Below are 12,472 nucleotides of genomic sequence, written 5' to 3'. Positions count from 1 at the left end.
GGGGATATCGCCGCAAGGGCGCGAACTACGGGGTCGTCCCTACAATATCTTTCACCCGATTGTCATTGAGACCGGAGCACAATTTCATCACTGTGGCTCCGATCGATCTCCAGATCGAACAAGGTTGCCAGGCGCTCTGCGACGCGCTCGGGGTCATCGATCCGGAAACGCCCGGATACCTTTAGGGCGCCGATGGCAGGGTCGGCAGCCCTGATCAGCAACCCCGATCCCTTGTTGGTCTCGGCGATCACAGCGGACAATGGTGCCATGCTGTACTCCCTGGCCGCGAGAGCGGCCGGTGCTGGCTCGGGTGCCGTCGCGCCGGAAGTCTTCGTTGACGCGCCAAGATCAGGCACGCCGGTTTCTCCGAAACTGAACTCTTCCCCGGGTGCCAGACGGGCCACCGCGGGCTTGGCGTCGCGGGAGGTCGCCGGTCGAACGACGTCGACCGCGCCCCGAAGCAGGCGCACTGTCACGGCATCGCTCTTGCCGACGATCACATCGAAGATCGTGCCTCGCGCCGTTACGCTGCCGCCGCCAGCGAAGACGACGAACGGACGGGACTCGTGAGCCACATCGAACCGGGCCCGGCCGCGCTTGAGGCTTAGCTCGCGTCGCTCGGTCCCTAAGGCTGCCAGGAGCTGGCTGTCCGGATCAAGCGTCACCTTCGATCCATCGGCCAAGGTGAAACTGCGACGTTCTCCGACCCGCGTCGCCAGCGCGATGCCGGGGCGGAGTGTAGGTGCTTGCTCCGCGGCGATCTCGGGTGCGTATCCGAACGCGTCGATTAGCGCGTCGCGCTTGATCCAGGCTCCGGTGCCGACGGTGACGACCACCAGCGCCAGCCACACGAAGCCTTTCCACCATGACGACCCGCCGTAAGCCGACGCACGTGCCTCGCTGGCTTCGGCGTTGGGCGACTCCGCCAGGAATTTGCCCAATGCGAAAATCTCGCCGGCGCGATTATAGGCACCAAGATGTGCCGCTCCGCGCGCGAGCCAGGCATCGAATTGCGCGCGGTGCATTTCGGCGTCCGGACCGCGCATCCGCGCGAACCAGAAGGAGCCTTCCTCAAGTAACTGATCCTGCCGGGGAGCCTCGCTCGGCACGTGCTTGTCATCCATCGGCGTCAAAGCTCTTGCTGATCCGGATGAGTGCCTGAGCCATATGCCATTCCACTGTGCGGATGCTGATGCCGAGCAGTTCGGCGATCAACTTATATTCCAGTTCCTCTGCACGATGCAGCATATACACCTCATGTGTCCTCGGTGGCAGAGTGTCGACCGCGGCGCGATATCGCTCTCGCATCTGATTTATTTCGGCAGCCGTCTCGGGAGAGAGCGCCTCCGGACCAGGCGCAGTCTCGAGCATACGCCGGATACTTCGCGCTCGCGCCCACTTCCGGACACGGTCCGCCAACAGATGGCGGACGATCCCGTGAAGGTACGCGCCAGGGTTCTGCGACGCGGCGCCCGACCTCGCCGAGGCAAGGCGCGCGAATGCCTCCTGGACGAGGTCGTCTCGCTCATCCTCTATCCAGACCTTGCGACCGAGGAGGCGTCTGAGGCGAGGGGCCTCCGTGCGGTAAACCGCCTCGAGCTGCACGCGATCGATTCCTTCCGGCTCGGGGGAGCGTTTGTCTGCGCCATCTCCCGGTCGCCCCGTTTCGTCAAACAAGGTTATTCAGCAGCGCCGGGCGAGCGGCGTCACTATGGATTGTCGGTAAAAAGGGCACAGTGGATCCATCCAGACGGGCTGGCGTAGTTGGTCCAAAGCGCGCGCCAAACCACCATGGATCAGCGCTTCTAGATAATTGGTCAGGGCTACCCTGCAGTCGGCGACCAGCCTCGCTGCCAACTGCATCGCAAATGTGTATTAACTCCGTTTCGGATGCAAGTCTTTGATCCAGAGCCGTGTCTTGCGTCGCACGAGTTGCTGAACGGGACTCAAGGTGGATCGCTGTTCAGTTCGGTTTCGGCCAGCAACTCGAGCAAGGCATCGAAATATGCATCGAGTTGCTGCCTGCCGTTGGGCGACAGATCTACGTTCACGCGGCGCTGATCTCTCGGATCGGGAATCCGCATGAGCTGATCCCGCTCGACCAGTCGGTTGATCACTCTTAGCGCGGTTCGCGCCGGGGCCTTTGATGCGGCGCAAAGGTTGCTGAGCGACCTCGGTTGCCGGATCTCGCTGACATAGAGGTCGAACAGCATGTTCAGCGCCGGCATGGAGAACAGATCTTCACCGAACCGAGTGCCGAGCAGGCAGTGCGCCCGAGCCGCCCAGCGAACCATGGCGCGCCGGTCTAGCGTCGGACCAACGCCGTGGAGCTCGTTCACCACGGCTCACACTCCCCCGGACAGGCGCAGTCCGGCCGGCAACAGTCCGGCATGGAACTGCTCGATCAGCGCCTCCTGATCGGGCCTCAGGGCATCGACCGCCCCGAGCGCGCTGGTCGGTGGTCCGCCCAGCAGGGTCGATGGACAGCGCCCCTCGAAGGTCCCGAGGTTGGGGCGGTGCGCCCGGTACCCCGCCAGCTCGGCCAGAGGGGCAGGGAAGGTGCGGGCGACCTCCGGGGGGTAGGCAAGCCAAGGCAACTCGTACGGCTTCAGCCAGCCCAGGCTGTAACTGACGATCATGCCGCGCCTCGACGCCATGGTCCGGTTCGCGCCGCCGCCATGGAGCGTAGACCCGAGGAACAGCAAGGCGGCCCCTGGCTCCATTTCGGCAGCGACGGCTTCCGCCGGGTCGATCAGGATCTCGTCCTGCCGCAGATGGCTTCCAGGCCAGACGCGCGTCGCCCCATTGGCGGCCGTATACGGCGTGAACGGCCACATCACATTGACCAGATATTCGACACCGGATGTGCGGACGGGCCACATGTCCTGGTCGCGGTGCGGAGGTTGGACCAGCCCGCCGGGGAGGACCTCGATCGCCTGTGTCAGGTTGAGCTGGATGCTGTCGCACGCGGGGCCGAGGATATTCTCGACGATCCCCAGGACGAGCTCGTTCCGAACGAACCCGTCCATGTGCAAAGAGCGCCGTAGCAACCCATGAAAGCGTTTTGTCCATTCGCCGTAAAATGGTCCGGTTGCGTGCGGAGTCCTTTCGAACTCGGGGTTCATGTCGGCAGCCAGGGCGGCGACCGCAGCCGGCGGGGCCGCATCAGGAATGATGCAGTACCCATCTGCGGACAGAGCCTCCACCCAGCGCGCGATGTCGGCGTTCCTCCGGCCGAAGATTGGCTCGATGAGCATCGCCGCCTCCTTACGCCGCGAGCGGCATCGCGCCGCCGCCAAGCTGCAGACGAACGGGCGCATAGCTGCCGGCTTCGCGGAGTTGCTCTATGGTCCGGGCGGAAATGTGGATCTGCAACGCACCGGTGGTAGCGCCGGCGATCAGCTGGGGCTCGCCCAGCGGCTCGCAGTTCCAGCCAAGCGACAGAATTTGGGAGAGCCATCCAGAATCCGCCACGCAGACAAAGCGCGAGATGCCATGGAGAAGGGCATACTGCACCGCCGCCGTTGTGAGCCGATTGCGAACGCGAAGCCGCTCGGCAGCGCGAAGGCGGGGTGAGAGACAGCCGCGGGTGATTTCCCAGACGTCAGGCCCGGTCGGGCTTGGACCGTCGGAGAGGTGCGGGAAGAGCGATCCGAGAATATGCGGCCGATCAGTTGGCAGCAGTCGGATCGAGCCATAGTGCGTCCCGTCGTCGCCGGCGCTGATCAGATAGACGGCGTGCTCGCTGTCGAACTGATCGACTTCGAACTGCCCGTCGATCACGGGCACCTCCCACCGCCGCAAGTCGACAAAGACGCGCTTGCGATCACGGTGCATATTGTCGAGCGCCGCCGACGCGCCGGGACCGCGATGCCCCGGGAAATACTGGATCATTGAGCTTCTCCCGCTGTTTAGCGGAAGGACAGCTCGCTCATAAACGCGACGGTCGCCACAGACTGATCAGAGGGTTGTCAGCGTCCGAACACCTCCGAATAGGTGATCTGCCCGTCGAACAGGGCGCGTGCCACCAGCAACGGACGCTGGGCATTTCCGTAGGCGCGGCGGACATTCTCGACATGCCCATGCGCGGTCGTCGCGGCGATACCCAGGAGCGCACCGATCTCCGGGTCGCCCTTGCCACGTGCGACGAGCACCAGGGAATCGCGCTGCCGGTCAGTCAGCTGGGGCACATTCGGCGGTCCGTCGGAACCGCCGCGTCGCGAGCGCATGATTCGACGCGCGCACTCGAACGCGTAGGTTCCGATCATGTTTGCGAGGGGGAGCGCATTCGCCCGAAGACCGTCCAGCGAGTCCGCACCGAACGAGCAGGTGCCGCGATATTCGCCGGGGACATGGACCGGAATCGTGTAGCCTTCGCTCAGGCCATAAGGACGCGCGGCTTCAAGAACCGCCTTCTGGGCCTTGGACAATCGGATCATATCAGGAATGTCTGACCACAAAAAACCCATCGCAGTCTTCGTGCTCGCTTGATGCACAGGGTCATAGAAAAAATAGCCATCACCGAGCGATCGCTCGATCCACGCGGGATCATAGTTGGTGACGCGAATGGCATCTTGTGGAGGGCCGCTCAGGTCAACATGGTGACCCATGGCAAATTTCCTAAAGCCGAGCTCGTGCGCGCAGCGGTCCAGATGATGATGTAGATCAGCCTCGTCTTTGGCGAGGAGGAAGCCGCTAATCATCCCATTGAAATCGAATTGGTCTGCCATCTGTCTACTCCATACTGGAGCGACAAGAATCCGCTTAATCAGCGTCAGTTATTGTAACATCTTGCGCCCAAACAGTGGCGCCTAATATCTGTTCATTTTGGATGAATTCTCCCGAAAGCATCTTCTGCTGAAGAATGCAGGCAAACGTGCCTGCTACTTGACCCGATCTAAGGTCACACTGAGACGAGCAAGCATCGCGTCGCAACGACAACCACTCGGTAACGGGCCCCGCTACGACGATCGCTCGCGTCGGGAATTGTCGACAGCGCGTCTGGTACCGACTGCACCCTGTTGGATCGACGATGGCGCCCGCTCCGGCGGCTCCCTCGATGAGATGCCGATCCTCGCTGGAGAAGATCTTTTGGGTAGTCGTTACGCCTTTGCAGCGCGCGCCTTCTTCGAGGGTCTGACGTAAACGGGCCAGGCGCCCGTCGCATCGAAGCTCTCAGCCCGTGATCTGAGAAACGCCTTCGTCGCGGGGAGAATCAGCGCTTGCGCGTCTCCGAGCGTCATGATCGATTTTGGAACCTGCCAGCGTTTCTCGCCATGGCGCGCCAGCGGGCCGAGAATGGTCGCGTTGTTAGCGGTCCCCGTGAACGCTTTGACCGCGTCAGCATCCTGACCAGTGACAGCGGCAACCCGTTTCTCGTCCCAGCCCTCGGATTCCATCCAGTCCAAGAGGGAATAGAGGGTACGGTAGTCGGGGCCGTTGTAGCCGAGATGCTTGAGCACGCCCAGGGCGATCGGATCCTGCCGCGCCTGCAAGATCATATTCTCAGGGTCGTAACGGTCATGCGTTATGATCTTGGTGCCGGCCGGGAAGGTCGATAGCGGATCGAATGGCTCGACCAGCACATTTCCGAAACCTGGCCCGTCCCGTCTGACGTGATCCCTCAGATCGACGATCTCGCCGAGCGCAAAGGGTTCGTAGGCGCTTACCCGGGGACCGACCCCGAGCATCATCGCGCCGTCGAGGACCGCCTTCAGTGCGGTTGCCCGATCGGTGAGATCGTACATGTCGCGGGCACGGTTGAAATGCGGCGACGCGAACGTGAATTCGATCGAGACGTGGCCCGGCTCGTTCTTCCAGAGATAGATGTCGTCGCTGTGCCACTGCTCGGCCAAGTCGGACATGTAGTTGCGAACCGAGTGGAAAATGAATCCCCAGCGCATGGGGAGGCCATCATTCATCCGCTTGTTTCCTTTCGGGCAATGTGCACGCGCGGGACATCAGCTCCCGAGGTCACCGCTTCGACCATCCCCTGGCATTTTTCGGTTCTCGCAGACAGTCCAGTCGATGCCTGCGGCACCCCTCCCCGGTAAGAGGGGCCAATGATTAGTACCGGTTCCGAATTGATTTCTGGTCTGGGACATGGCGCCAATGGCCAGGCAATACTATTCTCCTCGCCGTGGATCGGGACGAGGACGCGAGGGCCTTCATGATCGCCCGCGAGCTGATCGCGCAGCATGGCGATGCGGTGGGCGCCTTCCTTCAGGCCAGGATCGACGAGTCCATGGCCGCCGGAGACCTGGAGCAGTTTTCGGACTGGTTTATCATTCGCAACGCCGTCGCACTCACACTGAGTTCCGGCACGACCCTCCAGTAAGTTTTGTCCTCTTCCCCCGCTGGGCCGCAGCCCACGCGCCGATCCAAAGACAACCCAAGGGGGCACCTCGGCGCGCCGCACCGCGCCGCAGTCAATCGTCATGACGAAGAAGGGAGGGGGGTAAGTCGGTCGGATATTCTCTTCAGCAGGGTGGACCGATCACATGTCTGCATTCGCACAGAACCTCGAACTTGAGGCCGCCGCTTCCGACCTGGTCACGCGTCTCGGCGGCATCTGGCGGCCAAATGGCGGGATGTGTCGCTGTCCGGCGCACGCCGATCGCACGCCCAGCCTCTCGGTGCGTGTCGGAGACCGCAGCCTGCTATTCAAATGCTTCGCCGGATGCACTGGCGTGGAGATCCTGCGCGCTATCCGGCGGCTGAATTTCGACGTGCCGGTCGGCGCTGCGGCCAGCTCGACTGCGGCGTCCGATCGCGACATGGTCATGGCCGAGCGGGCGCGCTCTCTTTGGAATGAGGCTCGACCCGTCGAGGGCACGCCGGCGGCTGCCTATCTCGCCAGCCGTGGAATCCTCAATCTGTCGCACGCTTTGCGTTTCCACCCTCGGACGCCGCTGGGTCGAGGGCGAGCCGTTCGCTTCCGCCCGGCGCTGATCGCTGCCATCCAGGAACGATCTCTGGTAATCGCGGTCCAACGGATCTTCCTAGATCCACGTCAGCCCAGGGTGGCGACAGACATGTCGAAGCCAAAGCTCGCGCTTGGCCGGCCGCTATCCGGCGCGGTCCGGCTCCACCGCGCCGGAAACTGCCTCGGGATCGCCGAGGGCGTCGAGACGGCGGAGTCCGCCGCTACGCTGCTCGGCATCCCGGTCTGGGCCACGCTTGGCAGCGAGCGTCTCGCGCGCATCGCCATTCCCGAGTGCGTTGAACGGCTCATCCTGTTGCCGGACAATGATCACGCCGGACGGACCGCCGAGCAGCAGGCGCAGATCGCCTATGCCCGCGTCGGTCGAACGATCGAAACCATCTGGCCTTGGTACCGGCTGAACGATTGGAATCGCGTCCTCCTGATGGAGGGGAAGGGGGTGGGGGATCGGGTGCGGTTAGCGGCCTGATGGTCAGGCGGCTCCGCCGATGGAGTGAACCCGATGAACCCGAACATCATCTACGTCCGTGCGCTCGACTGCTCCAAGTCGCCGCACAATGTCCGCACCCAAAGCGACGCGGATGCCGACGCCGAACTCGAAGCCAATATCGGCGAGAGCGGCATCGTCCTTCAAAACCTGATCGGCGTCGCGGTCCCGCGCAAGAAGGGCCATTTCAGCATCTTCGGCGGCGGCCGCCGGCTCGAGCGGATCCACAATTTGATCGCGAAAGGTACTTTCGGCGAGGATTTCATGGTGCCGGTCCTGCCGGTGAAGAATGCCCGCGACGCGATCGAAATGAGCATGGCCGAGAATTATTTCAACCTCGCGATGAACCCCGCCGATGAGTGTCGCGGCTTCCAGGCGATCATCGAGCGCGAGAAGAAGAGCCCGGCCGATGTCGCCAAGCGGTTCGGCAAGACCGAGCGCTTCGTCCTCGGTCGTCTGCGTCTCGCCGACCTGGCCGAGCCCGTCTTCGACGCGCTGCGCACCGGCGAGATCACGATCGACGTCGCAACCGCCTATGCCCACACCAGCGACACCGACCGCCAGGCCAAGGTGTTCGCCCAGATGTCGCAGGGCTATTACCGGCATAACGCCAACGAGATCCGGCGCGCCGTCGAGAGCGGCTCGTACAAGGGCGGCGATCCCAAGGCCATGCTGGTGGGCCGCGACGCCTATCTCGCCGCCGGTGGCACCATCGATGCCGATCTCTATACCGACGCGTCGACCGAGCTGTGGCGGGATGGCGATATCGTCGACAAGCTGGTCGACGAGGCGCTCGCCAAATCGGCCGCCGCGCTTCGCGAGCGCGAGGGCTTTGCCGAGGTTCGCACCGTGTCCGCTACCAGCATCCCCTATTCTGAGACCTTCCAGCTGGCCCGTCTCGACGGCGAACCGGTGCCGCTCGCGCCCGAGGCCGAGGCCCGCAAGGTGGAGATCGAGGCTGAGCTCGCCGAGATCGAAAAGGTCGCCGAGGAAACGGACGGCTACACCGAGGAACAGGAAGCACGGATCGAGACGCTTGAGGAAGAGATCGGCGGCATCCTTGATACGGGCGTGGCGCTCTCCGACGACCAGAAAAGCTCGGCGATCGCCTATCTGCTGATCGGCCCGGACGGCGAGCCTCGCCTCTACGAGCAGCTCTTCGTCGCTGAATCGGAAGATCCGGAAGAGGTCGATGAAGGCGAGGATGCGGATGGCGACGAGGACGCGGACCCGGATGCATCGGATCCCGATGGCGAGCCCGCCGACGCTCCCCAAAGCGAGACGTACAGCCAGAAGCTCAAGGACGAGCTGGCGATGATGAAGACCGAGCTGCTTGCGCTGCACGTTGCCAGCGACCCGCACTTCGCGCTCGACTTGGGCACCTTCATCATGGTCGATGATGCCTGTCACATGGGCTGGAGCGGGATGCCGAGCGAACTCCGGGCCAAGGCGCCCTCGCCGCGGGTGTCCGGCTTCAAAAGCGAGACGCCCGCCGCCCAGGCCTTGGCGAAGCTGGACGAGGCGCTCGACCGCAGTTGGCTCGATCACAAGGAGATCGAGGCGCGCTACGACGCCTTCTGCGCACTCGACGATGGCGCGCGCGCGGCGTGGCTCGGCTGGGCGGTCGCCCGGACGTTGCACGCGGTTCCCGACGGCATGACCGGCAGCGGCTTCCTCAACCATCTCGGCGCCAAGCTGCGGATCGACGTGAAGTCCTGGTGGCGGCCGACCGCGCGCAACTTCTTCGATCGCATCACCAAGCCGGCGATCCTGGGGCTGTTCGAGGCCATTGGCGGCTTCGAGCTGAAGTCCCGCTACGCCGCCTCGCGCAAGTTCGATCTCGCGGCGTCGGCGGAGAAGCTGTTCGCTGGGCAGATCATCGCCGAGGCCGAAGCCAAGGAGCGCGCGGTCGCGTGGCTGCCGGGTCCGATGCGGTTCGCGGCAGAAGATCCCGGAGACGCGAGCCTGTTCGCGGCTGCTGATGCTTCCGCCGATCCGGCCCAGCCCGAGCCGGTCGCCGAGCCGGAAACGGGGCAGCGGGGCGAGGAAGTCGAGCAGGACCGGGAGGAACCCGTCGAATTGCCGGAAGCCGCCTGACCGCTGAGGATCGGGGCTGCGCCACCTGCTGCGGCCCCGGTTCGACCGATCGCGCCCCGCCGCGCCCGAACCCCTTCGCAAGGTGGAGGGAAGGGGGTGGCGGCGTCGGGGAGGGCCATGGGCTCTCGCTCAGCCTGCAGGAGTATCCTTCATGACCTATCCGCTTCTCGCCGCCTGCGCCGCGGCTACTAACCCATGCGCCAAGGCGGGCCAGCTCTTCCATATCGCCAGGATCCTCGCCGACCAGCTCTCCACCGGGGCGAGCGTTTCGCGCCAGTGTCTCAAATCGCTGATGCGCGCGCATGTCGGCGGGTCCGACGCTGGGGGCGACTGGTCGATGCGCGATGCCTATGAAGCGCTCGAAGCCGCCCAGACCTTACTCGCGCTCGACCCGGCCGCCGGCCTTATCGACCATGATGATCCCGCCGCTGCCATGGCGGCTCGCGATCGTCTGTCGCGGGGCCTCCCCACGCAGAGCTATCGCAGCGAGCGCCAGGTCGATCTTCAGCAATTCTCCACGCCGCTCCAGCTGTCGTGGCTCGTGGCTTGTGCGGCTCGGATCACGCAGGCCGACGTCGTGCTCGAACCCTCGGCGGGGACGGGGATGCTCGCGGTTCATGCCCGCCAGCTAGGTGCTCGGTCGCTGCTCAACGAGCGCGATCCGCTCCGGGCTGATATTCTCTCATCGCTCTTCGGCCAGCCGGTGACCCGCTACGATGCCGAATTCATCCACGACCTGCTCGACCCTGCGGACAGGCCGACGGTCGTGCTGATCAATCCGCCTTTCTCGCGCAGCGAGGCACGCGGCCGCGATCGCCACGCTGGCGCGCGTCATCTGCGGTCCGCGCTCCAGCGTCTTGGTCACCGCGGGCGATGTGTCGCGCTGATGTCGCCCGCTTTTGCCCGCGATGGCGCCGGGGCCAAGGGCTATGCGGCGGTCAGCGCCGTCGTACGCCCGCGCTTCGAGATCACGATCCACGGCCAGCCTTATGCCAAACATGGTACCGCGACCTCGATCCGGTTGCTGGTGTTCGACAAGGGCTGGACTGGCGAAACCGCGTGCCATGTCGCCGCCGATCTGGCTGAGGCGCTGCCACTCGTCCTGCAGGTTCCGCCCCGGCTCGATGACGGGGATCCGACGCCTCCCACACCCGCCATGCTTCCGCTCCCTGTCGCGCCGGTGCCTTCTGCGCCTCCGCGCAAGGGTGGCCTGTTCTCGCGGGTGGAACCGATGAAGACGATCGCGCCGCCGCTTGTCCCGACAATCGCGGGTGACCCCGAGCTCCTCGCTTATGAGGTGCTGGAGACACCCCCGGCGGGCGGCGACCAGATCGGCATCTACGCACCCTGGCAATTGTCGCGCCTCGCCTTCGCCGACGCGAACCCGCATCCCGATCAACTTGTCGAGTCGGTGGCGATGTCATCGATCCTGCCGCCGATCCCGACCTATCGGCCCATGCTGCCGCCGCGCGCCGTGTCCGCCTTGTCCGATGCCCAGCTCGAGACCGTGATCTATGCGGGGCAAGCCTTCGCCCGCGACTTGCCGGGACGGCATCTGCCTAACCCCGCGGGCACGCTGCTCACGCCTGACACCGACGGCCACATTTACCGCATGGGATTCATGGTTGGCGACGGGACTGGTGTCGGCAAGGGCCAGCAGATCGCCGCCTGCATCCTCGATAGGTGGTGCCGGGGCCAGCGCCGGGCTGTGTGGATTTCGAAGAGCAGCGCCCTTGTCGAAGATGCGCGCCGCGACTGGTCCGCGCTTGGCGGCCTGGCCATCGACATCCAGCCGCTCGATGCCTTCCCGTTCGGCACGCCGATCACGATGGACACCGGCATCCTTTTCCTGACCTTCGCGACTCTCCGCTCTCAACGCGACGACGCCCAATCCCGCCTGCAGCAGATCCTCGCTTGGCTTGGAGAAGACTTTGATGGCGTCATCGCCTTCGACGAGGCCCATGAGCTCGCCAATGCCGCGGGCACGGACACCCAATACGGCACCCAGAAAGGATCCGAGCAAGGTCTGGCCGGTGTCCGCCTCCAGAACCTGCTGCCGCGCGCGTGCGTCCTCTACAACAGCGCGACGGGCGCCACCGACCCTGCGAACCTCTGCTACACGAGTCGGCTCGGACTGTGGGGGCTGGGCTCGGCGTTCGACACGCGAGAGGCGTTCATGGCGGCGCTCGGCAGCGGCGGGATCGCGGCGATGGAGATCGTCGCGCGCGACCTGAAAGCGCTCGGCCTCTACACTGCACGGGCGCTGACCTTCGCTGGCGTCGAATATGACCCGCTCGAACATCGGCTCACGCCCGAGCAGATCGCGATCTATGATGCCTATGCCGACGCCTGGGCGCTCATCCATCAGAATCTGGACGAGGTGCTGGCAGCCACCAACATCGTCGATGGCATCAGCGGTCGCGCGCTCAATGCACAGGCCAAAGGCGCGGCGCTCTCCCGGTTCGAGAGCGCGAAGCAACGCTTCTTCGGCCAGTTGCTGATCGCGATGAAATTGCCGACCGTAATCGCTGCGATCGAGAAGGATGTCGTAGAGGGCCGTCAAGCGGTCGTCCAGCTGGTCACGACGGCGGAAGCGATGCTCGACCGGCGCCTCGCGAGCCTCTCGGCGGACGAACGCGCCCATCTCGATATCGAACTGTCGCCGCGTGAATATGTATAATGCTGAGCTCAACATTAGACGTATTCTTTGCAGTCGCAGTTTATGTCGAGCGTCGCAGTCGGAGGCGCGGGATTGCGTCGGTTCGTCATGATTTTACTCCAGATAATTACCGGTCCTTCGACCTCAACATGTCGAAGGAACCACCATGCCAACAAGATCATTTGTGTCGTTTCAGCCTGCACCAGGCAGGGTTGGAGAGCCGCCCAGTACTAACGCCCTATTCAGTGCATTCCTCTCCTCTCTGTCGGTTGAAGAGGGAACAGCC

11 protein-coding genes are annotated in these 12,472 nt (G+C 64.2%); 4 read left to right on the top strand and 7 right to left on the bottom strand.

Going from position 1 to position 12,472, the window contains the following annotated elements:
• Positions 1-62 precede the first annotated feature (62 nt).
• The 7 genes from ABDZ92_RS13705 to ABDZ92_RS13675 form a co-directional block, all read right to left on the bottom strand.
• A complete protein-coding gene (locus tag ABDZ92_RS13705; protein ID WP_168845455.1) occupies positions 63-1,124 on the bottom strand; it encodes a FecR family protein in 1,062 nt (353 codons plus the stop codon).
• Complete coding sequence (locus tag ABDZ92_RS13700; protein ID WP_293983986.1) at positions 1,117-1,605, bottom strand: RNA polymerase sigma factor; 489 nt, start codon at positions 1,603-1,605, stop codon at positions 1,117-1,119. Before ABDZ92_RS13700 ends, ABDZ92_RS13705 begins: the two co-directional genes overlap by 8 nt.
• 341 nt (positions 1,606-1,946) lie before the next feature.
• Positions 1,947-2,342: a hypothetical protein gene (locus ABDZ92_RS13695; RefSeq protein ID WP_343763386.1), complete on the bottom strand. Its 396-nt coding sequence runs from the start codon at positions 2,340-2,342 to the stop codon at positions 1,947-1,949.
• Positions 2,343-2,345: 3 nt separating this feature from the next.
• A complete protein-coding gene (locus ABDZ92_RS13690; protein ID WP_343763384.1) occupies positions 2,346-3,257 on the bottom strand; it encodes a phytanoyl-CoA dioxygenase family protein in 912 nt (303 codons plus the stop codon).
• Positions 3,258-3,267: 10 nt separating this feature from the next.
• Positions 3,268-3,894 carry an acyl-homoserine-lactone synthase gene (locus tag ABDZ92_RS13685; RefSeq protein ID WP_343763382.1) on the bottom strand — a complete coding sequence of 209 codons (627 nt, stop codon included), beginning with the start codon at positions 3,892-3,894 and terminating at the stop codon, positions 3,268-3,270.
• Between the two features lie 77 nt (positions 3,895-3,971).
• Positions 3,972-4,730, bottom strand: coding sequence for a helix-turn-helix transcriptional regulator (locus tag ABDZ92_RS13680; RefSeq protein ID WP_343763380.1), 759 nt, complete (start codon positions 4,728-4,730; stop codon positions 3,972-3,974).
• Positions 4,731-5,102: 372 nt separating this feature from the next.
• A complete protein-coding gene (locus tag ABDZ92_RS13675; protein ID WP_343763377.1) occupies positions 5,103-5,921 on the bottom strand; it encodes a hypothetical protein in 819 nt (272 codons plus the stop codon).
• A 248-nt stretch (positions 5,922-6,169) separates the two neighbouring features.
• On the opposite strand from ABDZ92_RS13675, the gene ABDZ92_RS13670 reads away from it, so the two are divergent.
• From ABDZ92_RS13670 to ABDZ92_RS13655, 4 genes are all read left to right on the top strand, one after another.
• Complete coding sequence (locus ABDZ92_RS13670; protein ID WP_293983955.1) at positions 6,170-6,337, top strand: hypothetical protein; 168 nt, start codon at positions 6,170-6,172, stop codon at positions 6,335-6,337.
• Between the two features lie 163 nt (positions 6,338-6,500).
• The gene (locus tag ABDZ92_RS13665) at positions 6,501-7,412 is read left to right on the top strand and encodes a DUF7146 domain-containing protein (protein WP_343763375.1); all 912 of its coding nucleotides are present in this window, start codon (positions 6,501-6,503) and stop codon (positions 7,410-7,412) included.
• A 33-nt stretch (positions 7,413-7,445) separates the two neighbouring features.
• Positions 7,446-9,527, top strand: a complete 2,082-nt coding sequence (locus ABDZ92_RS13660; RefSeq protein WP_343763373.1) for a ParB/RepB/Spo0J family partition protein — start codon at positions 7,446-7,448, stop codon at positions 9,525-9,527.
• Between the two features lie 151 nt (positions 9,528-9,678).
• Positions 9,679-12,207 (top strand): strawberry notch-like NTP hydrolase domain-containing protein, encoded by a 2,529-nt coding sequence (locus ABDZ92_RS13655; RefSeq protein WP_343763370.1) that lies wholly within the window; start codon positions 9,679-9,681, stop codon positions 12,205-12,207.
• Positions 12,208-12,472 lie beyond the last annotated feature (265 nt).

It is taken from the genome of Sphingomonas molluscorum (assembly GCF_039522995.1).
Lineage (GTDB): Bacteria > Pseudomonadota > Alphaproteobacteria > Sphingomonadales > Sphingomonadaceae > Sphingomonas > Sphingomonas molluscorum.
This window is presented reverse-complemented; position numbering and strand designations above follow the sequence as displayed.